The organism is Algoriphagus chordae (assembly GCF_003254055.1).
GTDB lineage: Bacteria > Bacteroidota > Bacteroidia > Cytophagales > Cyclobacteriaceae > Algoriphagus > Algoriphagus chordae.
On the sequence record NZ_QKZT01000005.1, the window covers coordinates 232,512 to 256,307 of the forward strand.

General features: G+C 37.3%; 19 protein-coding genes. 8 read left to right on the forward strand and 11 right to left on the reverse strand.

Going from position 1 to position 23,796, the window contains the following annotated elements; translation table 11 throughout:
- Positions 1-18: 18 nt before the first annotated feature.
- A complete protein-coding gene (locus LV85_RS07515; RefSeq protein WP_111317782.1) occupies positions 19-1,857 on the forward strand; it encodes a RagB/SusD family nutrient uptake outer membrane protein in 1,839 nt (612 codons plus the stop codon).
- A gap of 220 nt (positions 1,858-2,077) precedes the next feature.
- Here the strand turns inward: LV85_RS07515 and LV85_RS07520 are convergent, their stop codons facing one another.
- Complete coding sequence (locus LV85_RS07520; RefSeq protein WP_111317785.1) at positions 2,078-3,100, reverse strand: LacI family DNA-binding transcriptional regulator; 1,023 nt, start codon at positions 3,098-3,100, stop codon at positions 2,078-2,080.
- 168 nt (positions 3,101-3,268) lie between these two features.
- Here LV85_RS07520 and uxaC point away from each other — a divergent pair, with 168 nt between their 5' ends.
- The 5 genes from uxaC to LV85_RS07545 all read left to right on the forward strand — a co-directional run bounded on the left by uxaC (position 3,269) and on the right by LV85_RS07545 (position 8,306).
- Positions 3,269-4,708: a glucuronate isomerase gene (gene uxaC, locus LV85_RS07525; protein ID WP_111317788.1), complete on the forward strand. Its 1,440-nt coding sequence runs from the start codon at positions 3,269-3,271 to the stop codon at positions 4,706-4,708.
- Positions 4,709-4,710: 2 nt separating this feature from the next.
- A complete protein-coding gene (locus LV85_RS07530) occupies positions 4,711-5,529 on the forward strand; it encodes an SDR family oxidoreductase (RefSeq protein ID WP_111317791.1) in 819 nt (272 codons plus the stop codon).
- 36 nt (positions 5,530-5,565) lie between these two features.
- Positions 5,566-6,741 carry a mannonate dehydratase gene (gene uxuA, locus LV85_RS07535; RefSeq protein WP_111317793.1) on the forward strand — a complete coding sequence of 392 codons (1,176 nt, stop codon included), beginning with the start codon at positions 5,566-5,568 and terminating at the stop codon, positions 6,739-6,741.
- A complete protein-coding gene (locus LV85_RS07540; protein ID WP_111317796.1) occupies positions 6,738-7,292 on the forward strand; it encodes a sugar O-acetyltransferase in 555 nt (184 codons plus the stop codon). Before uxuA ends, LV85_RS07540 begins: the two co-directional genes overlap by 4 nt.
- 81 nt (positions 7,293-7,373) lie before the next feature.
- A complete protein-coding gene (locus tag LV85_RS07545) occupies positions 7,374-8,306 on the forward strand; it encodes a UDP-glucuronic acid decarboxylase family protein (protein ID WP_111317799.1) in 933 nt (310 codons plus the stop codon).
- A gap of 94 nt (positions 8,307-8,400) precedes the next feature.
- Here LV85_RS07545 and LV85_RS07550 read toward each other — a convergent pair whose 3' ends face one another.
- The 4 genes from LV85_RS07550 to LV85_RS07565 form a co-directional block, all read right to left on the reverse strand.
- Positions 8,401-9,837: a sulfatase gene (locus LV85_RS07550; protein WP_245942202.1), complete on the reverse strand. Its 1,437-nt coding sequence runs from the start codon at positions 9,835-9,837 to the stop codon at positions 8,401-8,403.
- 104 nt (positions 9,838-9,941) lie between these two features.
- Positions 9,942-11,510 (reverse strand): sulfatase, encoded by a 1,569-nt coding sequence (locus LV85_RS07555; RefSeq protein ID WP_111317804.1) that lies wholly within the window; start codon positions 11,508-11,510, stop codon positions 9,942-9,944.
- A gap of 288 nt (positions 11,511-11,798) precedes the next feature.
- Complete coding sequence (locus tag LV85_RS07560; RefSeq protein WP_158531155.1) at positions 11,799-12,536, reverse strand: cupin domain-containing protein; 738 nt, start codon at positions 12,534-12,536, stop codon at positions 11,799-11,801.
- A 1,950-nt stretch (positions 12,537-14,486) separates the two neighbouring features.
- On the reverse strand, positions 14,487-15,506 hold the full coding sequence (locus LV85_RS07565) for an MraY family glycosyltransferase (RefSeq protein WP_245942204.1): 1,020 nt from the start codon (positions 15,504-15,506) through the stop codon (positions 14,487-14,489).
- A gap of 100 nt (positions 15,507-15,606) precedes the next feature.
- Between LV85_RS07565 and LV85_RS22235 the strand changes: the two genes are divergently transcribed.
- Together LV85_RS22235 and LV85_RS07570 are read left to right on the forward strand one after the other, a co-directional pair.
- Complete coding sequence (locus LV85_RS22235) at positions 15,607-15,774, forward strand: hypothetical protein (RefSeq protein ID WP_211318393.1); 168 nt, start codon at positions 15,607-15,609, stop codon at positions 15,772-15,774.
- Between the two features lie 104 nt (positions 15,775-15,878).
- Complete coding sequence (locus LV85_RS07570; protein WP_111317812.1) at positions 15,879-17,564, forward strand: capsule assembly Wzi family protein; 1,686 nt, start codon at positions 15,879-15,881, stop codon at positions 17,562-17,564.
- On the opposite strand, the gene LV85_RS07575 is transcribed toward LV85_RS07570, so the two are convergent.
- The 6 genes from LV85_RS07575 to LV85_RS07600 all read right to left on the reverse strand — a co-directional run bounded on the left by LV85_RS07575 (position 17,565) and on the right by LV85_RS07600 (position 23,446).
- Positions 17,565-18,632 carry a sugar transferase gene (locus tag LV85_RS07575; protein WP_111317815.1) on the reverse strand — a complete coding sequence of 356 codons (1,068 nt, stop codon included), beginning with the start codon at positions 18,630-18,632 and terminating at the stop codon, positions 17,565-17,567. It lies immediately after the preceding gene.
- A 5-nt stretch (positions 18,633-18,637) separates the two neighbouring features.
- Positions 18,638-19,714 carry a DUF354 domain-containing protein gene (locus LV85_RS07580; RefSeq protein ID WP_111317818.1) on the reverse strand — a complete coding sequence of 359 codons (1,077 nt, stop codon included), beginning with the start codon at positions 19,712-19,714 and terminating at the stop codon, positions 18,638-18,640.
- 1 nt (position 19,715) lies between these two features.
- Positions 19,716-20,564 carry a glycosyltransferase family 2 protein gene (locus LV85_RS07585; protein WP_111317821.1) on the reverse strand — a complete coding sequence of 283 codons (849 nt, stop codon included), beginning with the start codon at positions 20,562-20,564 and terminating at the stop codon, positions 19,716-19,718.
- 40 nt (positions 20,565-20,604) lie between these two features.
- Positions 20,605-21,888, reverse strand: a complete 1,284-nt coding sequence (locus tag LV85_RS07590; protein ID WP_111317825.1) for an O-antigen ligase family protein — start codon at positions 21,886-21,888, stop codon at positions 20,605-20,607.
- Positions 21,885-23,015, reverse strand: coding sequence for a glycosyltransferase (locus tag LV85_RS07595; protein WP_111317828.1), 1,131 nt, complete (start codon positions 23,013-23,015; stop codon positions 21,885-21,887). Before LV85_RS07595 ends, LV85_RS07590 begins: the two co-directional genes overlap by 4 nt.
- A gap of 137 nt (positions 23,016-23,152) precedes the next feature.
- Positions 23,153-23,446 carry a hypothetical protein gene (locus LV85_RS07600; RefSeq protein WP_111317831.1) on the reverse strand — a complete coding sequence of 98 codons (294 nt, stop codon included), beginning with the start codon at positions 23,444-23,446 and terminating at the stop codon, positions 23,153-23,155.
- Positions 23,447-23,796 lie beyond the last annotated feature (350 nt).

Below are 23,796 nucleotides of genomic sequence, written 5' to 3' on the forward strand. Positions count from 1 at the left end.
GCCTAAAAAAACATTAAAATGAATATAAGAAGTAAAACAAACTCAATAAAAATCCTTTTGACAGGATTGATTATAGCAGTTACTTCAGGTTGTAATGAAGATTGGTTGGAGCCAAAGCCCCTATCTTTCTACTCTCCTGAGAACACCTATAATGAAGCAAGTGGTTTATGGGCAGCCCTGGTTGCCTGTGAAAGAAACATGCGCCATGAATATACTGGTGATGGCTCCCCTATCCTTACGGAACATATTTTCTCTGAAGTAGCAATTGAAGGTACTACGGATAAATCTGGACCTGCACAGGATATGAATCTGCTCATTACTCCAGATGCCAACCTTAACTCTGTAAATACTAACCGAATCGGATGGTACTGGTATGAGGGTTATAAGGGTGTGAAGTATGCCAATACGGTAGTATCTAGAATAGATGAACCACAGAATTATGAATCTGAAGCAGAAAGAAACCATCTATTAGCTACAGCATATTTCCACAGATCGCTACGTTACTATAGATTAACTCAGCAATTTGGAGATATCCCTTTGATTTTAGAGGAAATTACCGAACCTAAGCTTGACTTCTACTCTACTGAGCGAACAGTAATCCTCAAAAAGATGAAGGAAGATCTTGAGTGGGGAGAGGAATGGATTCCAGAAGTAATGGATAGAGGGAGAGTTCCTAAGGGTGCTCTTCAACACCTGTTGATCAAAATCAACCTAGCACTAGGAGAATTTCAAGATGCAATTGATGTAGCAAATAGACTAATCGATGGTGGTCAGTACGCTTTAATGACTGGGAGATTTGGAGTAGATGCAGCGGATGAGACGAAGAACGTAGTATGGGATCTGCATAGACCCGAGAACAAATCTACCGTAACCAATACTGAATCTATTCTTCTTGTAATGGATAGAATCGATACTGACGGAAGTTCTGGAGGTATTATCACGATGAGAAATGCTGTTCCTTTCTGGGGATCTAACATCAACACTCCTGCCGGAAATAAGGGAACTTCAGATGTAGCAAATCGACCTATACCTCAAGTAGAGCAAATCGGGAGAGGTATTGGTAGATTAAGAGGAACCTGGTATCATCAAAGTATGATTTGGGATGACGAAAACGACTTAAGACATGCGCCGGGTAACTGGATGAATATGACAGATCTTGTATACAACAATCCTGGCATTGAAGGAGAAGATGAATACTACGGTAAAAATCTTGAATTCAGAAATGAGGATGATGTGGTATTAGTAGTGGATACTATCAGAAGCTGGTTCTCTTGGCCTCATTACAAGTTGTTTGTTCCAGATCCTAAAAGAACACAACCTCAAGGTGGAAATACAGACTGGTATATTTTCAGATTAGCGGAATCTTACCTATTAAGAGCTGAAGCAAAAGTCTGGATGGGTGATCTAGCTGGGGCTGCCGCAGATATTAATGCGGTAAGAACTAGAGCAGGAGCTGCTCCTTATGATGCTGGCGATATCAATATCGGTACGGTATTGGACGAAAGAGCTAGAGAACTATACTATGAAGAGCCTAGAAAAACTGAGTTGACAAGAATGGCAAGAATATTTGCGATGACTGGCAAAACGGCTTACAATGGCAAGTCCTATAGTGAGGCAGACTTCTCTCAAAACAATTTCTTTTATGATAGAATTATGGAAGTAACAGATTACTACAACAAGGGTGTATTTACCAGACACGGTGATACCTATACCTTGAGTCCTTACCACGTGCTGTGGCCAATTCCACAAAACGCAATTAATTCAAACACCAAAGGTCACCTTAATCAAAATGAAGGTTACTACGGTTCTGAAAACAACATCCCACCTCTTACTGATATCGAACAAGAAGAAGGATAATTATGTTTTCAATTCCTTTATCTAGCTAGTGCGTTATATTCACTACTCTACCTAAAGGAAATACAAGTATTGGAGGCCAGTTTAATCAACTGGCCTCCTTTTTTTTTAGATGACTTTAAGAATTATCAGATTTCATTAACGCTCTGAAGGTAAAGTCTCTCGGGTAAAAAAAATGCTACTACGAGATCGCAGTAGCATTATGCAAGGGTTTTAGTTAGTATTATTCTACCAAAGTTGATTCTCGGATGGTAAGCTTTGAAGGGATGGTAATCACCTGGTCAATTAGCTCATATTGTTTTGGTTTAGTCAATTTCTTGATCAGTAAATTGGCACATTCATTCCCTATAGACATGGCTGGCTGAGTGATCGTAGTAAGCGATGGATTCAGTATTCCTGCTATTGAGGTATTGGAAAAACTTATCAACTTAAGATCTGAGGGTATCCTCAATTTAGTCCTCTTAACAGCAAGATAGGTGGCAAATGCCAATTTCTCCACAGAAGCTAAAATACCATCTGGTCTGTTGGAAGAAAGCAGCAATTCCTCTATTAATTCAACATTACGCTCTTCTTCGTGACTACAATATAGAGTCATAGACGGATCCAATTCCCACCCCTCACTTTTGATAGCATCATTATATCCGCGTTGTCTTTCTTTGCTTATCGACAAATCTTTACCCAGCGTAAGCAGTGTAATGTTTTTACAGCCTTGTTGGATTAGATGTTTTGTTGCCTCAAAAGCAGATTCATAGTCATTAGTAATAAATTTAGTGGTAGGGATTTCAGACCTGATTCTATCAAAAAATATCACAGGAAGACCACGATCATGCAATTTCTGCAAATGTGAAACATCACTAGTTTGACTAGTAACCGACATTGCAATGGCATCTGCCCTACCATTGAGAAGCAAATTCACAATTTTTTGCTCACGCTCTAAATCCTCATGCGTGTTGTAAATCAGAAGATGGTAACCTTGTTCTTGTGCGATCTCTTCTATTCCATCTACGACTTGAGCAAAAAAGCTATTTATCCGCTCAGGAATAATTACGGCAATGGTTTTACTTTTATTCTCTCTCAAACTCCTCGCAAAAGGGTTTGCGTGATAGTTTAGCTTTTCAGCCATACTTATCACTTTTTTCTTAGTTGCTTCACTTATTTCATAGCTGTCATTCAATGCTCTAGAAACAGTGGATGGCGCAAGTTTTAATTCTGCGGCCAATTCTTTTAGACTAATACCTCCGGCCATGGTGATTGGGTTATTGTTAAGATGTTGAAAGTACAAATATTGCTTGAATAAGGGCTATACCAAATGCAATATTTCGAAATCGATTCCGCATTTTCTTACCTAATTACAGTAGTTTCGGGGTATTTTTAAGTCTACATATGAGATTTACCATTTTAGCCCATTTAACCCATGCCCTATTCAACTAATAAAGCATCCTTTTTATCGGATGATTTTTTATTGCAAAATGATTTTGCCAAAACGCTTTATCATCAGTATGCTAAGGATTTGCCAATCATAGATTATCATAATCACTTGCCGCCTGCTGAAATCAATGCAGACAAAAAGTTTGACAACATCTCCAAAAGTTGGCTTGCTGGTGATCATTACAAATGGAGAGCGATGCGAACCTTCGGCATCAATGAAAAGTTCATAACAGGTGATGCTTCAGATGAAGCGAAATTCCATTCCTGGGCGAAGACTTTGCCAAATACACTTAGAAATCCTCTTTATCACTGGTCTCATCTGGAGCTGAAACGATATTTTGGAGTGGATGAATTACTGTCTGAAAGCAACGCTTCAGAGATTTATCAACATTGCAACTCACTCCTCCAGCAAGACACACACTCTACTCAAGGTCTGCTCAAGCAGATGAAAGTCGAAGTTGTATGCTCTACTGATGATCCTATAGATTCACTAGACCAGCATGTATCCTTTCACAAAAAGGATAGTTCCCTTGGTATGTATCCTGCTTTTCGTCCTGATAAATCATTTGCAGTAGAAAACCCTACCTCTTATAATGCCTATATCACGAACTTAGCAGCATCTACGGGATTTGAAATCACCTCCTATGATAAATTGTTGGAGGCCATGAGCAAAAGAATCGATTACTTCCACCTACGTGGTGGTAGGCTCGCTGATCATGGACTTGAGCAATTGTATTTCTTCAAAAAAGAAGCATACTCTATAGACCAGCTATTTAAGCAAGTAACCTCTGGCCATGAGCTATCCAAAGAAGAGATTGATTTCTTCAAATACACGACGCTCCTTGCACTATGCAAAATGTACCATGCCAAAGGATGGGTACAGCAATTCCATTTGGGAGCTTTGAGAAACACAAATGAGCGTTCGCTAAGAATACTAGGCCCTGATACCGGCTATGATTCAATTGGTGATTTTGATCAGTCGACAGCTATGGCAGGCTTTTTCAATGAATTAAATTCAGATGATCAGCTCTGCAAAACCATTATATACAACCTCAATCCACGTGACAATGAGGTTTTTGCTACCATGATCGGAAACTATAACGATGGCTCCATCAAGGGAAAAATACAATTCGGCTCTGGCTGGTGGTATCTGGATCAGAAAGATGGAATGGAAAAGCAAATCAACACACTTTCCAATATGGGCCTAATCAGCTGCTTCATAGGCATGCTTACCGATTCCCGCAGCTTTCTCTCTTTTCCTCGACACGAGTATTTCAGGAGAATTCTTTGCAATCTTTTTGCAAAGGATGTAGCTAACGGAGAATTGCCTTGGGATGAAAAATGGTTAGGAGGTATTATTTCTGATATCTGCTACAATAACGCAAAACAATATTTTGACTTTAGTCCAAAAAACATTCAGGTATAATTATGAGTAGTTCACTATTCTCTCTCGAAGGGAAAAAAATAGCCTTTTCCGGTGCCACCGGAGTATTGGGGCAATCCATGAGTTTGTACCTCGCCAAAGAAGGTGCAGAAGTTTTGATTCTAGGTCGAAATCCAGCGAAAGTTGCTGATCTTGTAAAGGAAATTAAAGACACAGGAGGAAAAGCATTTGGCTATATCTGTGATGTCACTGATGAAGCTAGCATCCAAGGAGCCTATGCAGAAATAGAAAATGAGCATGGTTATATTGATATTCTGATCAATGCTGCTGGTGGAAATATGCCCGGTGCAGTTATCACACCAGACAAAACACTGAAAGATCTAGAATTAGATTCCTTACGCAAAGTAATGGATCTCAATTATCTCGGTACAGCCATCCCCTCACAGGTTCTTTTCCCACTCATGCTAAAGAATGGTAAGGGAAACATTATTAATATCAGTTCAATGGCAGCATCAAGACCGATGACTCGAGTTCTAGGCTACGCTTCTGCCAAAGCAGCAATAGACAATCTCACCAAGTTTTTGTCGGTAGAACTATGCACAAAACATGGTGCTGGCTACAGAGTAAATGCCCTTGCTCCGGGATTTTTCTTAACGGAACAGAACAGAGCATTACTCACCGAGGCAGACGGAAGCTTAACTGGCAGAGGAAACCAGATTATCAAACATACTCCTATGGATAGATTTGGCAAGCCGGAGGATTTACTTGGCACCTTGCATTGGTTATGTGCAGATGCCTCTGCGTTCGTTACAGGCACTATCGTCGCTGTAGATGGTGGTTTTGGCGCATATTCAGGTGTTTAAGAATCTCAAATTTCAAAATCTCAAATTCGTAGTACTATGACTTATAAAATGGAACAAACCATGCGCTGGTATGGACCAAATGATCCAGTTAGCTTACGAGATATTCTCCAGTCTGGAGCAAGCGGAATCGTAACAGCACTTCATCATATTCCAAACGGTGAAACATGGTCTAGAGAAGAAATAAAAAAACGTAAAAACATCATCGAAGCGGCGGGCTTGACCTGGTCCGTAGTAGAATCCGTTCCCGTTCATGAAGTGATCAAAACACGGTCTGGAGATTACGTCCAGGTAATCGAAAATTATAAAGAAACCATACGTAACCTTGCTGCAGAAGGCATTTTTACGGTTTGCTACAACTTTATGCCGATTCTAGATTGGACTAGAACCGACCTTGAGTATGAGTTGCCAAATGGCGTAAAAGCTCTTTTGTATGAGAAAAAAGCTGTTCAAGCATTTGACCTTTTTATCCTAGAACGAGAAGAAGCAAAAGCTGAATACTCAGCTGAAGAATATGCGGAAGTAAAGACTTACTACAAGGCTCTCAGTCCAGCCAAACGTCAAATGATTTTTGACAATATGCTGAAAGGACTTCCAGGTTCGGAGATCGGCTATACCTTGGAAGAATTCAAATCCATGCTAGCAACTTATGACGGAATTGATGCCGCCAAGCTTGCCGATCATCTCAGATTATTTTTGGATGCCATTGTACCTGTAGCTGAAGAAAATGGAGTTTGCGTAGCAATCCACCCAGATGACCCTCCTTTTTCACTTTTTGGCCTACCTAGAATCATGAGTACTGCAGAAGATGCAAGAAGAATTCTAAGAGACCAACCTAGCCCTTCCAACGGCTTAACATTCTGTACTGGTTCTTTTGGGGTGAGAGCAGACAATGATCTTCCAGCTATGGTTAGAGAATTTGGAGATAATATCCACTTTATCCATTTGCGCAGCACCAAAAGAGATGAGGCAGGAAATTTCTTTGAAGACAACCACTTGGAAGGAAATGTCCCGATGGTAGCTGTGATCGATGAACTCATTCAGGTACAGCAGAAGCGAGGCAAAAGTCTGCCAATGCGTCCAGATCATGGTCATTTGATGTTGGATGATTTGAACAAAAAAACTAACCCTGGCTACTCTGCTATCGGAAGGTTAAAAGGTCTTGCGGAAATAAGAGGTGTGGAAGCAGCTTTACTATATAGTCAGAATAAATGACAGAAAAGGAGAAAATGCTAGCAGGCGAGCTTTACCAAGCCGGGGATCCGGATTTGGTGGAAGAGCGTTTGAAAGTTCGAAAATTAGTAAAAGTTTTTAATGATTCAGATCCTGAAGACACTGAGCTGAGGGTCTCATTAATGAGGCAAATTTTCGGAAAAGCTGGCAAAAACTTCTGGGTAGAGCCTCCTTTTCACTGTGACTACGGATCAAACATTGAAGTTGGAGATGATGTATTCTTCAACTTCAATTGTGTAGTCCTGGATATTTGCAAGGTGACTTTGGGAAATCGGGTAATGGTCGCACCGAATGTCCAATTTTATGCAGCGACACATCCACTTGATCACAAAACCAGAGGGGAAATGTGGGAATATGGTAAGCCTATCAGTATAGGAGATGATGTATGGATCGGCGGATCGGCTGTAATATGTCCTGGTGTAACTATAGGAGACAGAACTGTAGTAGCTGCAGGTGCTGTAGTGACTAAAAGTTTTCCTTCAGACCTGGTCATTGGAGGAAATCCTGCTAAAGTGATCAAGCAACTGGAATAAGCATGTATCCATTTTCTTTTTTTTGAAAAACTATTTACTATTTTTGACTACAATTGTTTTTAAACTTTTTCTATATATCTAATGAAACGAATTTTAGTAAGCGGTGGCGGCGGATTTCTAGGCAGCCATCTTTGTGACCGCCTTCTCAAAGAAGGTAATGAAGTGCTCTGTGTTGATAATTTTTTTACGGGAAACCGGAAAAACATACATCATCTTCTAGATAATAAGAACTTCGAGTTACTCCGACATGATATTACTCATCCACTTTTTGTGGAAGTAGATGAAATTTACAATCTGGCTTGTCCTGCCTCCCCTGTTCACTACCAGTTTGACCCGGTTCAGACTACCAAAACCTCTGTGATCGGAGCTATGAATATGTTGGGCTTGGCAAAACGATTGAAAATCAAAGTTCTTCAAGCCAGTACTTCGGAGATTTACGGAGATCCTGAAGTGCATCCACAGCCAGAATCATACAAAGGAAGTGTAAATACGCTCGGACCGAGAGCTTGCTACGATGAAGGAAAGAGATGTGCAGAAACACTCTTCTTCGATTACCATCGTCAGCATAAGGTAGCGATCAAGGTAATGCGAATATTCAACACCTATGGTCCTAGAATGCATCCAAATGATGGCCGAGTAGTCAGTAATTTTATTGTGCAGGCACTCAAAGGCCAAGATATCACCATGTATGGAGATGGAATGCAAACTCGATCTTTCTGCTATGTGGATGACAATATCGAAGGCATGTACAGACTTATGAATAGCCGTGATGGATTTACCGGCCCAGTAAACATCGGAAATCCTGGCGAATTCACCATGCTGGACTTAGCTCAGCAAATCATAGAATTGACAAACAGTAAAAGTAAAATGATTTTTATGCCTTTGCCTCAGGATGACCCGATGCAAAGAAAACCTGTGATCGATCTTGCAAAAAAAGAATTGGATTGGGAGCCTACAGTAAACCTGAGGGAAGGTTTGGTGAAAACCATCTCATACTTCGAATCGGTAATCTAAACATCCCATCAACGAAAAAAGCCATCGAAATTAGATGGCTTTTTTTTGCTCCTGAGCCCCTTATACTTATCACTTTTTACATTCTCCCTTTTAGTCACAACTCACTTACTTTCTCCTTAGCTTCCTTTTCAAATGCAGCATCATAAGCAGGGTTTTTAATGGTAGGGATAGGTGCTCCAAAATCTGTTCTCCATTTTTCCAGTTTCTCAAGAAGCTCCTGAGTCTTTTTAGGATTGCTTAAAGCTAGATTATTAGTTTCCGAAGGATCAGTTTGAAGATCATATAATTCCAGCCCCCCATCTTCAAAATACTGATGAAGTTTCCATTGCCCCGAAAGGATAACTGATCCCGGACGGGTACGAAAAAGCGGATCACGAGATCCATCTTCTTTGGGATTATACGCTTCTAGGTATATCGGGAAATGCCAGAACAAGTCCCTTTGCTTTAGCTTATCGTCAACTAACAAGGCTAAGATACTATCCCCATCCAAATCCAATTCAGCCTTTGGCGAAATCAATGCTTTAAATGTCGGAAAGAAATCCAGCTGAGATACCGGCGTGTCCTCAATCCCTGGACTTATCTGATTTCCCCATTTGATAAGTAAGGGGACTCTAATTCCTCCTTCATAGTAGCTTCCTTTCCCTGCTCTAAGCGGATCCTGGTAACTCGTAGCACGAATACCGCCATTGTCAGAAGTGAATACTATTAGTGTATTATCAGAAAGTTGGAGTTTATCTAAGGTGGTTAGCAATCTTCCTACATTCTGATCCATACTTTCGATCATCGCTGCATAGACAGGATTGTGCTGCCCTTCACTACCTTTCTTATTCTTATATTTTTCTACTAGCTCAGGCTTTCCTTGCAAAGGTGAATGAACTGTGTAAAAGGGTAGATAGAGGAAAAACCGCTGGTCTTTGTTATCCTTCACAAAGCTTATCGCCTCATTTGTCAGGCGATCAGTAAGGTATTCCCCTGCAGTTTCAGCTTCCACATTGACATTGTATGGACTGAAATAACCATCCTTTCCTGGATTTCCTCTGTGATTTCCTCCAACATTTACATCAAAACCATAATCAAGTGGATCATCGGAAACATGCCATTTACCAAATACTCCAGTTCTATAGCCATTGTCTTGAAAAAACTGTCCGAGGGTATAAATATTTGCTGGAATAGACTTAGCATTTGGTGACGCCATCAACTGTCTCGTTTTTGGATTGCCACGATCAGCTGGATCTACCGTATAAATCCCATGGCTCATAGGATAGCGGCCAGTGAGCATAGTAGCGCGACTAGGAGCACAATTGGAAGCTGCAGCATAGGCATGCATGAAAACCTTACTTTCGGTACTGAGCTGGTCCAAATTGGGCGTCTCATAAAAAGTTGAACCCATAAACCCCAAATCCGCCCATCCCAAGTCATCTACGTTTATCAGAACCACATTCGGCTGTGTAGGTAATGGACTATTGATTTGGCCAAATGAGCCCCTTATTCCTGCTATTAGCAGAACCCCCATTATAATGTACTTCTTCACAGTTTCAGATTTACCCTAGTTATACTTTACATAGCCAGCACTTTAACTTTCACGTCTGTGCTAACCCATTTTCCCAATTACTAAATTACATCTCTTACAACCTATCAATCCTTAGTAAGCTTGGAACCCCACCAGTCTGCATTAGGCTGCCAATCTGGAGTAAGCATCTGTTTGCGGGAATCTTCCACCGCCTGTCTTCTCACTGTTTTGAATTTCTCCAATACTTCTTGATGAAGAGCTTCACTGTACTCAGGGTCTGCGGTAGGTCTATTGGCATTAGTTTCTGCTAGCCAGTTTACAAGTTTATCGCTCAGCCTGGTGGCCTCCTTAGGATTTTCCTGTGCTAGATTTCTTTGCTCGCTTGGATCTTTCTTAAGATTATAAAGTTCGACATGCTTTTCCTCCCAGTAGTAAATCAATTTCCAGTCACCATCACGAACAATAGAACTAGGATCTCCACCTTGATTGCCATAGTGCGGATAATGCCAATAAAGGGAACGTTTTGCTAACTTCTTTTTCTGCATAGCTGGAGCCAAACTTAGACCTTCAATATTTACACCTTCAGGCATAGCAACTCCTGCCAATTCCAAAAGTGTAGGATAAAAATCTATACCACTTGCAGGCACTTCCATGGTAATTAATTCCTTTTGACCTGGAACCTTGATAAAATAAGGAACTCTAAGTCCTCCCTCCCACTGATATCCTTTACCACCCCTGAGCGGCAAATTAGATGTAGAATAAGCATCTCCAGAAGCTACTCCTCCATGATCTGAAGTGAATACCACAATTGTATTTTCTTCCAAACCCTGCTTTTTCAAGGTCTCCAATACTTTACCTACCGCATCATCCATCGCTTCCACTAGACCAGCATATACTGGATTGTCCTGAATCTGCCTAATAGGAAGTCTGCGTTCCATTTCAAAGCCATGATCAGCAATTCCCATCTTCTCAGCTTTCTCTCTGTATCTCGCCCATTTCTCCTCAGTCGTCTGAATAGGTCCATGTACTGCGTAAAAAGACAGCATCGCAAAGAATGGCTTTTGATGATTTCCTTCAATGAATGCTGCCGTTTCATTGGCTAATCGCATACTTAGATTTTCACCATCTGGGCCTTGATTTAATTTTGGATTATCGTATGGAGCAAAATATCCCCCCATCGGACTACCAGCTGAATACCCTCCTTTATTGATATTAAAACCATGATCTTCGGGGAAAGATCCCTCTCCGCCAAGATGCCACTTTCCTGCGAAAAAGGTATCATAACCGGCGTCTCTCAAAGCTTCCGGAAGAGTCACATAAGAAGCTTTCAGGGCATGCTCGTAATTTGGAGGCAATAGCTTATTGTGTCGACCTGCTTTTCTCCAGTTCTCTCCATATGCCGCTCCTATCCAGTCCGTCACCCCATGAACAGCCGGTGTTAAGCCAGTCATCAGACTAGCTCTTGCTGGACTACAGACTGGGGAAGCAGAATAGCCCTGAGAAAATTGGTAGGATTGATTAGCCAGTTGATCTATATGAGGAGTCTCATAATAGGCACTACCTGTCACACTCAAATCATGATAACCCAAATCGTCTACCAGGATAAAAACGATATTCGGTTGTTCGGGAGCTTGGGCAAAAGCATAAAATGAACTCAGTAAAAATGTAGTGATGGGAATTATTTTCTTCAGCATGGGAGGTTTATTGATGAATATAAAAACTAAGATGGTCAAGATCCTTGAAAATCAAAAAGCGAATGTGATAGCCTAGGATATATTTTACATAAGAAAAGCTAGCTTAATGCGACACAGTTAATTTTTAGAGCTAAATACAAAATCAAACCTAAGGTAGCTATCGTTAGGTCTTCCGACCAGATGCAAAGAATCTAAGACGAGTGGCATCATTGCGAGTAATCACATTATTTTTTTAAGTATAGATCGATGAGGCTAATAATCAAGCTAGGCTTTCATAAGGTTAAAAACTCATTTCCATTTAAATGCAAAATAGGTCGTCGGCTGATCGCTTGCATTTCTTATCCCATGAATCGATTCTGATTCCATGAAATAAAAATCTCCTGCCTTAGCGGTATACTCTATACCATCTATCAGCTGAACTGTTTCGCCAGAAATCATCAGAATAATCTCAGTTTCGATATGGGAATGAGGTTCGTGACTCGCCACTTTTCTATCCAAGGTAGTCACATGCATTTCGAGTCGTTCACACATCGCTGTGGGTCTATCGAAATAAGAGCGAACTCCTCCCACAGTTGTTGGTTTGTAGTTTAGTGAATCAGCATTTATGACCAAAGAACCTCCAGAACCAATGCCTCTATCTATATTCATTGGCGTCTTGGATTGATATCGAATCACATAATAGGTTAGTGGAGTATCACCTACATTTTCTAAAGAATGCATCTGTTGAGGCATCAAAGAAAAAACGCCATTGGCACCCAGTATAGCGCTCTTCCCTTCTATAGTGACTTTCATTTCTCCCTCCTTGACTATCACAAGCTCTTCCATATCTTCATTTGCATGCGCTTTACTAGGTTTTGCTCCAACATCCTGAGTCGTTGCATGGATAGAAAAATAAGCTAAATGAGTAGACGCACCCTTCAAAATCGCCCTAGACTGCCGATCTCCATTTGTTTTCACTTCAATATCATCCCATTTGAATACTCCTGATTTTATGGGTTGCAGTTGTGCAAAGGCAGTAAGTGACATAAGAATAAAGATTGAAGTAAAAATGTATTTCATGTTAAAATCAAGGATGGCATCTTGATAAAGATAAGGAATTAGTCGATAATGACTTTAAAATGAAGGAATTGAAAATGTGAAATGCGAGTATTTTTTGGGGGTTGGTTGTTGGTTATTGGTTTTATTTTAATGGTAGGCTCTGAGGATAGCCATGCGTGAAGCTTTCGAAACCCATACCAGATAAATATAAAGGCAATTTCCCTCGGCCAAGATATTATTAAAAAGCTCATGTGTTGTGCCGAGGAGTACCAGACAGTATATACAAAATTTCCGGCTTTTGGTGAGCCTTAGCTCGAGCCAGCGGCTCGTCTGGTTTGTAACCGGGTATGGAATCATGAGGTACGAATGATGGAATGCCTGGTAAAATCGAATTTCCGGCTATTGTCTCCTGCCAAGAAAGTCTTTGGAAAATGAGAGTACGTGCAGGAGGATACCGAGATGCCGGTTGGTAGGAAAAGGAAATATTATAAGTGCACAAATCAGTACAATTTTAATATCGAATTTCGAATGTTGAATCTTGAATTTGGAAATGAGAAGGCAGTCAGGAGAATGCATTTTCCAAAGCACAAGTCAAGAGACTTGCGCTAACCAGAGTTTGTACTTGAAAACTATGTGTCCGGCTATCTGGCAAAGGCATGCCGAAGGTATGCAATAATACTAGCCATGGGTGAAGCTTGCGAAACCTATGGCAGATAAATATAAAGGTAATTTCTCTCGGCCAAGATATTATTAGAAAGCTCATTCGTTATGCCGAGGAGTACCTGACAGTATATATTAAATTTCCTGCTTTTGGAAGGTCTTAGCTCGAGCCAGCGGCTCGTCTCGTTTGTAGCCGGGTATGGCATCATGAGGTACGAATGATGGAATGCCTGGTAAAATCGAATTTCCGGCTATTGTCTCCTGCCAAGAAAGTCTTTGGAAAATGAGAGTACGTGCAGGAGGATGTCTAGATGCCGGTTGGTAGGAAAAGGAAATATTATAAGTGCACAAATCAGTACAATTTTAATATCGAATTTCGAATGCCGAATGTTGAATCTTGAATTGGGGAATGGGAAGGCAGTCAAGAGACTGAATTTTCCAAAGCACAAGTCAAGAGACTTGCGCTAACCAGAGTTTGTACTTGAAAACTATGTGTCCGGCTATCTGGCAAAGGCATGCCGAAGGTATGCAATAATACTAGCCATGGGTGAAGCTTGCGAAACCCATGGCAGATAAATATAAAGGCAATTTCTCTCGGCCAAGATATTATTAGAAAGCTTATTCGTTATGCCGAGGAGTACCTGACAGTATTAAGGGGAAAGGCAATAATATGAGTGCACAAATCAGTTCAATTTTAATATCGAATTTCGAATGTTAAATATTTAATAATGAAGGTGAAAACAATGTTAAAATACAAACTATCTATGCGGTAGATTGAAAACTATGTATTTAGCTATTTGGTAATAACCTGCCGTTGGTAGACGATCCTTTCGGGAAACAGGCTTGCTTGCCGTAGGTAGAACATGGCTCGAGCCAGCGGCTCGTCTGGTTTGTAGCCGGGTATGGATTCATGAGGTACGAATGATGGAATGCCTGGTAAAATCGAATTTCCGGCTATTGTCTCCTGCCAAGAAAGTTTTTGCAAAATGAGAGTACGTGCAGGAGGATGTCTAGATGCCGGTTGGTAGGAAAAGGCAATAATATAAGTGCACAAATCAGTACAATTTTAATATCGAATTTCGAATACTGAATCTTGAATCTTGAATTTGGAAATGAGAAGGCAGTCAGGAGAATGCATTTTCCAAAGCACAAGTCAGGAGACTTGCGCTAACCAAAGCTATCCAGAACATCGCGCTTTGCTTGTGATGACGAAAAAAAAAGATCTCCTATTTCTAGAAGATCCTTAGATCACAATGCTTAGCAAGCTATATATCGTAATTAATTCAAATTCACTTTGGAATCTTTGAACTCTATTTTGTCCAACTTGATTTTTGATTTTTGTTTAACTCGTACCGGTCTTACCTCAAGAACCTTAGGCTGAAGTGCAACTTTTTTCTTCAAGTAATGGACAGTTACCTGATCAAGCCTATAGCCCAAAACCATGGAAATGGCCACAATAATTGGAAGGACAATGTTATCAGAAAAATCCTTCATGAAAAACACCAATATAATAATCCCTAACTGAAGGGAGCCCAAGAGTAATGCTACATGGTTATGCTTCAAACCCATTCTCATTAGAAAATGATGCACATGGGATTTATCTGGAGTCATAGGACCTTTCCCTTGGGATATCCTTCTCACAAATACTCTTGCCATATCGTAAAGAGGAAACATCATTAATGCCACTCCAGCTGAAAATGCAGGTTCAAATTTCCAGTTATTTCCTGAAGGTAAAGCAACATTATACTCCATAAAGGCTATTATCAAAGTTCCCATGGTAAACCCCAGAGTTAGTGAACCTGTGTCACCCATAAAAATTTTTGCGGGATGCCAATTAAAAACTAAAAAAGCCAAAATACTTCCTAAGAATGCGATACTTAGAATTGCATAGCTGTTAAGACCTTGAAAATAAAACCAGATGCCTAATAAAGCAAATACCATCGCAGCAATAGTCCCAGCCAAACCATCTAGCCCATCTATCAAGTTAAACGCATTAGTGAGTGCCAACAGCGTAAAAGAGCTAAATAGGTAACTAACCAAGAGATTGAACTCCCCTATTCCTAAAAACCCATGGAACCCTTTGATACGAATATCAGCAACTACGACTACCAAGACAACGGCAATTAGCTGTCCTAAAATCTTTTTTGTGGCACTTAATTCAACAATATCATCTCTCAGGCCAACAAAAAACATAATAGAAATCGCTCCTAATATGTAGGGAGTTTCAACTCTTGGGAATTCCCAACCCCAAATTGCCAAAGAAACGGATGTTGCAATAAAAAAACCAATACCGCCCATTGAGGGTATTTTTTCTTGATGGATTTTTCTTCCTCCTGGAACATCAGAAATTTGGTATCTACGGAAAACACTGATTAATACTGGAAAGAAAAGTATCCCAATGACTAAAGAAGACAAAAAAGCAAAAACAAATGACATGGAGTTAGTTGGTGTAGTTCAAAATCTTAACGAAGATAAAGCAAATATCGCTACAACTAAAATGCCATTATCTGTGATAGTAGTAATATCTCTTTTAAAAAACCTTTTCAGATTAATAAAAACTAATTAGCAACCTTTCACTATTTTAGTAACAGGCAAATTTAAAACCAATAATTACAAAATTCATCAAAACAGGTCTTAACTTTGAAACGATTAAATGAAGAAAATCACAAAATGAACAGGAGACTTTTATTATTTCTAACATTTTTATGTACCACAGGTACAGGCTTTGCACAGAATATTCCACTCGGATTTCCTATACTTAATGACTACCTCAGACGAGAGCAAGTGATGGATAATTTGAATTCAAATTTCTCTTTCAATTATAAACCAATCCTAGTAGAAAAGGCATTTCCCGCATTCACCAATTCATTTCTTCTTGATACAGTAAATGGTTTCGAAGAGAAAACACCAAGATTGTACTCTAAAAATAAGGCCTTTAAGATGGCATTATTACCATTACAGCTCAATACTGTTTACAATTCTAGTAACCCCTATGGCTGGGGGAATGGGGCTATAATTCCTGCAAGAGGATTACAGACACTTCTTTCTGCAGGTGTATCCATGAATTGGGGGAACTTAAGTGTGCAACTTTACCCTCAATTTCACTGGGCTCAAAATTTAGAATTTGAAGAATATCCTAAAAATGCTCCGATTCAATATTTTCAAATCATGAAAAGAGATGAAGGAGGAACTGAGAAACCAGTGAGATTCGTTGGAAAAAACAGAACAGAAGTTCTTCCAGGTAATTCACATATTCAATACAATTTCGGTTCGTTTGCTACTGGAATTTCAACAGAAAACATTTCTTGGGGACCTGGACAATTCAATTCCTTACTATTGAGTGATAATGCTGAAGGCTTTTTACACTTCACACTAAAGACTACAAAACCCGCAAAAACCTTTATAGGGAGTTTTGAAGGTCAATATTTCATGGGAAAACTTGATGCTTATGGTGGCCCATATTATAGTGACAGCGCATATGTAGACATTCTAAAGATAAAGAGGGAGATTTCTTGGAGGTATTTTACAGGCATTTCGATAAGCTATAATCCGAAATGGACAGAAGGATTAAGTATAGGTTTCAGTAGAACATTCCAAGTTTATCGAAAAGACATGGAAGACAACTTTAAGGCTTGGTTCCCAATATTTGCTCCCTTACCAAAGGAAGGAACTGGAGTAATCGAAAACATCAAATTAAGACAAGATCAGCATGTGGCAGTCTTTGCACGATGGGTAGTAAAAAAAGCAAATGCAGAGTTCTATTTTGAGTTTTTAAGGAATGATCATCCACTCAACTGGCGTGATTTATTCCTCAATTCCGAACATTCAAGTGCCTATATTTTGGGCTTTAATAAGGGCTTTAAAATTGAGCACAATAAATACATTTTTGTGAGAAGTGAGTATACTCATACACAAGCGCCACTAAATAATATTGTTAGAGAGGGAGGGCAAGGAGTGGGAGTATATTATAACGGTCAGGTAAAGCAAGGATTAACGCAAAAAGGACAAATACTTGGAGCTGGACCTGGACAAAGTGGAAATCACCTAATTCTTGAAATCAGAAAAGCCAATAGTTTTAACAGTACGGGAATTACGTTAGAAAGGCTAGCGAGAGATCAGAATTTCTATACAAATGCAAAATATGCAAACTTTAATTTATTGCCTTGGGTGGATTTATCAGCTGGTGTATTCGCTGAAGTAGTGAAAGGGAACCTATTGGTAAGTGGGAATTTAAAAACCATCTTATCTAAAAACAAAAATTGGCTTCCAGTAGATAATGGATTGGATGGACTTGGGACAAAAGGAGAAAACTCCTTTAGTATTTATTCTAATATAAAAATTGCCTATATTTTATAGTTATTTGCTTCTAGCCCCTTTAACCAAAATATTTGAAAAAATCTTAAAGAAATAGTTTACATCAGTTGAAAAAGGAGCTTTCTCATATAATTCAAGATATTTTTTTTCTGACAAAATTATATCATCAAGTGTCTTGGGCATATCGGCATAAAAAGGTGGTACCAAACCCGGCTTCACCCTCGTTCTCATTTCTTGCACTTCTGGAGTATACAAACTGAAATAATGCTTACTTAAAGGGCGGACACCTATAAGTTTCATATCTCCTTTTATCAAATTCCAAAACATTGGAAGTTCATCAATCCAAAATTTACGCAAAAATTTTCCTAAAGGAGACACACGGAAATCATCTTTAAACTTTCCTCCCTCATCTAACTCATTGTTTTTATAAACATAATCTTGTAAATATTCAGCATAGGGATACATGGTTCGAAGTTTATAAACCTTAAAAATCTCACCATTTTTACCTATCCTTTTCAATTTAATCAATGGGCCATAGGTCGGATGCAAATCAAACGAGGGCTCAGAAATCTTTTTAGCGACAAAATACAATTTGTTGTTTGCTTCAACTTGTTTTAAAATCTCAAACCCACAAGAGTACAACCTGCCAAACATTTCGGCTCTAGAAAGCATCCTCCCCTTCCCTTTGGTTAAGTAAAAATATAATCGTTGAGTCAATTTCAGCTTAGGTAAAATCCTATGAAAAAAGGTATCTACATAATAAACACAATAATTTAATGGGAACACATATTTAGAAATCAACCTCTTCCTCCTATTGGCATAAGTCTGTACACAGCCAATAAAAACACCTTCGAAAACAAGCCTTCTATTTAGAACTTCTAAAAATTTATTGACTCTTCTAGAATCATTCAATCTAGAAAGATTTAAAATACCCTGATAGTCCGAATGAGGCAAAACTTCCAAATTAAAATAATTGCCCGTGGAAAGGACAGTTACTTTAGGATCATCCAAATCAAAGTATTCCGAGCAAAGGTCTAATACTGCTTTACCAGCTTTGTCAAAAACCAATGTATCTCGTTCGGTCATATTACTATTGATGGAATCTATCATAGAATTTAAGAAATATTATATTGGTAATCAGGATCAGCTTTCAAAATATCAAAAGATTTAGGGTAATTAGCTACAAACCAAATCAAAAAATCAGTAGGATTCACAAAATCTGAAACCATATGTTTCAATTTATTAGTACAAGATAACTTAAACATAGGAAAGTCAGAAATTCCAGTTAAAAATTCAAGTACATTATCGCCATCAGTAAAATGATAAAGCAAATCATTTTCTTTTTCTAACTTAAGGTAACACATCAAAGGTAAAGAATTTACATAAATAGCAGGTGTCCCCAATAGCGAAGATTCTGAAGCCATAGTTCCAGACTCACCTACGAAAAGGGAAGCGAAAGAAAGAGCATCATGCATTTTATCTGGAGGTATTGATATTTGAAATTCTGAAAATTCTTCGTCAAGCGTACCTTCGGAACTTATGAAAACGCGCATCTTTGAAGATAAATATCTAACAATTTCTCTTTTTTGGACAAGTGTAAATCCACCCTGCCCAACATCATGAAAAGCGTTCCAAGACACAAATCTTACAATCGCAAAATGTTGAGTTGATTCAATACCCAAAAATGTATAGATATCTTGATTAGGACTAAATTTAGTAGGATGCAGATATAAAGACTCTACTACATTATTGAATCGAATATGCTTAGCCCCCAAATTATTCTGGTAAGACTGTGGCGTTATTATAGCCTTAGAAAATGGATAAGTAAATCTTGAGTGAACCTTATCAGTATGTTCTGTATCATTTAAGGCAATATGAGGGACATTAAATAAAAAAGAAGTTTGAGCGGCATATGGAGAACTAAAACTAATAGAAATATCAGGCTTAAAATTTAAAAATTTCTTAATCAAAAAAACATCAGCTTGAAGCATATATAATAGTTTCCCAAACTTGGAGTCCTTTCCTCGACCTCTATTCAGATAAGGTATCCCATAAGTTTCAAGCAATTCACAAATAATTGGCTTATCTCTAGCTGTAATTAGAAAATCATGGCCATTATTTATCATGATAAAATAAAAATTCTTAAAATAATGAACATGACCAGGATGGCCTATATCTATGAAAATTTTCATGCTAAAACTTAAATATTCTTTTTAAATGGAATTTATTAATAAAGGAAGCAAGTTGATCGTCAACGTATTTAGGAGATGATTTAGAGTATTCTGAAAAATATCCTTTAAAAAAAGTGTACCCCAATAACAAATTATTAGATCGCACTGATTTGATAAAAGACCGAACAAAAGCCAAAAACAAATTACCGCCATTAAGATAATTGGAGCGTCCTACATTATATGCTAAATCAAGAGAATTGTAATCAGAAGCTGCAGGCCTAAAATGTTTTACATCAAGTTCAACTATTTTTGTGCCCCAACCTAAGTACATTGCTTTCATTTCATCCAAACCATCCCAACCCAAAACAGGCATTAATCCGCCAATATCTTGAAAACATGAGACTCTATAAGATTTTAAAGCACCTCGAATGTGATAATTAGCTTGGTTAGTACTTACCCATTGTTCACCATGAAATTCAATGATACGACCTCCTACAATTCCTATAGTACTATCAGAACTAAAACAATCCAAAACCATTTCAAAGTAATTACAAGGAAGTTCTAGATCAGCATCAATTTTTGATATTATAGAATACTTAGACAAATCTACAAAAGACAAACCATAGTTAAATGCATGAATAACCTTCTTCCCTTGAACCTTACCGACTCCAGAAGCATTATAAACGTACTTGATAAATGTATATTTTGTTTCAAATCCCTTGATTATAGCTGCAGAATTGTCAGTGGAATTATCATCAACGAGTATTACAGATAGTGGTAAAATGGTTTGCGAAACAATAGAATTTAAGAAACAAGTCAAAAATTTTTCCTCGTTATAAACAGGAACAATAACAAGCGTACCTTTAATCATAATATACTAAACTTTATAAGAACCACTAATCTCAATTTACCTATTTATTATGAAGCTCATAAACAACAACTTGATTTTTTGCAATAAGATAACCCAATACACTAAAAGGAAAGGCTCTAGCCCAGTATATATAAAGACCATCAATGGAATGGCTAATCAATAAAACCAAAAAATAAGTGAATGAGAGTACAAGTAAAGATTTATTCAACCTTAGTTTGGAAAATCTTGTATTAAGATAAATTAAGTTATTAAATATTTGAACAAAAATAAAAATAAACAATATAAATCCAAAGATTCCAATACCATATAAATAAACAACAAAATCACTATGCAATGACCTGTCATTAACATTCAAACCGTAAATGTTGTCATGACCAAAATCACCTGTATTTGCAAACGGATTCTGTCCAATAAATGATCTATAGGAAATTGAATTTACACGGTCATCAAAATAAATCAAATACTCCAAGTATCGTCCCTCACTCTCTAAAGATTCACTAGTTAGCTCTCTATCTCGCAAATTTTGAGTTTCTAGAATTCCATCAAACGAATAAAAACCTACTCCAATTAAGATAGCGATCAATAAAAACCCCAAATACTTTTTCTTCTCAAAGAAAATAAGAACAAGGATAAAAGCGAAGAGGAATACACCTACAAAAAGCAAATAGGTCCTTTTCAAACTTAAAAAAAGCAGGGCAATTTCAGATAAAACTAAAACAAGAAGGACAATACTAAACCTCTTTGACAAAGCATGAATAAAAATTGGAATAGAAAAAACAAATAAATACAAGCCAAAGAAAAACAAACCTCCAAACCGTAAAACTTCATTTCCATAAACAACAAATCCTATTTGAAAATAAGAAGTATAAATAATATAAATCACAGAAAATATATTCGTATATAAGATTACTTTCTCAAACCTAGACCGGGCTATTCCATCTTGAAAAATTATAATTGAAGCAGGCAGAACAAGAAAGTTGGAAGCTACAATCAGCAATCTTGTCCACGAGGCAAAGACATCCTTGGAAAACAAAGTCAATACAAATACATATGAAAGAAAAATCAGTATAAAATAAAAAATTTTACTCCTGTCAAATTTAATAATAATTTGAAATGACACTATCACGAGAAGTAATTTTACAGACAAAGTCAACAGTACCGTGTAAAAATTAGACTCAGGTTGTATAGAAGAATAAACATCTGTGATGGCAGGATAAATAACCGCCAAAAAAAACATTAGAAATGGATAAAAAATAATAAAACCTCTACCAAATTTTAAATATAGGCCGATAGCAAGAGCAAAGAATACTAAAGTTGGAATCACGCTATACCTTTTAACGAATAAAAACTAAGCCAATCTTGTGCGAGAGTCTCAGACTCAAACATATCTTCGATAATCTTTTTATTCACTTTAGCTTTCTTAGATATATCGACAATATCATTTAAAACATAAATTAAAGTTTTAGATAATTCTTGAATTGAGTCTAGTTCAATAAAAAAAACACCAGAGTTTTTTAAGGACTTATAAGGTAACCATGACCCAGTGATAATTATGCTACCAGCATAGAGAGCTTCTACCATAGACGCTGAATATTGATCGGTAATTTGAAGATTAATAAATATGTCAGTGGCAACACGAATAGTGCTAACGTCAGTTTGAGAGAGAAAATGCTTATAAAAAATCATATCAGCCTGAATATCTCTAGCCTTTTTTACGATCATCTCTTGATTAGCCTTTTCAGAACCATAAGTCAAAGGAAAAACAAACTCAAATTCATCAAGTATAGGTTTTTCCAAGCCAGCCAATTCTGAAATAATCAAAGGATGCTGCTGTCCTTGATTAAAATTATAACCAATAACAACTTGAATTTTTCTTTTATTCCAATTAAGATTAGCCTTTGCATCAACTTTATTTAGATTAAGTGCATCCATCATATCTAAATTATCTAAAAAAAATGGTATTGCCTCAATCTTTGATATTGGGACAAAAAATTTCTCAGAAACAATTTCTTTTAATGCAGAATTGGAGCAATGAATCAAATCTGCCCTTCTAAACATATAGCCTAAAACATACATTTTCCACTTATTTGCCCTTAACACTTCAGAGCCCCACACAGAGATCACAACTTTATTACCTTTAAATCTTAATAATGGCCAAATAAACAAATATTGTATTTTCGCTAGGTGAATATGAATAACATCGAAACTAATAGGTAATTTCAAAAATCGACAAATTATATCAAAAGGGTAAATCAATTTCCTTAGAACTCTATTATCATATGCTTTACCGAAAGACCTTGCTATTTGGATATTTTCAAAAATATTTTTGTTATCATCTTTTATCTTTTTGATACTGAAAGCTGAAAATTCATCACTGTTAAACCTTGAATAAGATCTGATAAAGGAAGTAAGTAGTTGATGATTACAATCACCGATAAATAGGATTTTCATTAATCAGAGCAATTATTTGTAAACTATTATTTTAGACAAAAAAGGGGAATATAGTAAAGTGGAAGAGAGGAATTTATTAGTTCTATCTATAATTTCATTCCTATATATTCTATTATTTCCATAAGTTAAAGGAACGATTAATTCAATGCAGTTAATGTATCTTTACTTAAACAACACAGTTGATCAATTATAAAAATATGCCGCAGACCTTCATTAAAATTATAACCAACAACATTCTGAATCCTAGCTAAATCCCAATTTAATTCCTCCTTAATATAATTGTTATATTTTTGTTCTTTGTCAATGATTTTAAGATTTTCTAAGAAAAAAAGAATCGCAATAACTTTAAATGAAGGTAAATTAAAATCTCTAATTAATTCTTTCCTCAATTCACTATTTGTACAATGATTGAAATTAGCTCTTTTATACATCAAACCTAAAATAAACTTCCTACTCTTACTAGCAGGAAAATATTCAGAACAGCAAACAGAAATAACAAGCTTTTCACCCTTAATTCTAATAAACGGTCAAATTAAAGGACATTGAATTTTGATAAGGTTAATATGAACATAATCATAACCAGCTTTTAAGTTATAGAACTTAGAATAACTAGTAAAATTTCAAAAAACTTTATAATTGTATATATCCAAAAGACTTAGCATAATAAATGTTATCATATAAATCTTCATATTCAGACTTGATAAATAAAATACTAAACGCATCAAAATTTATATATAAAATTTTTTTAAACATTATTTAAATAAAAAAAAAATTGGTGTCC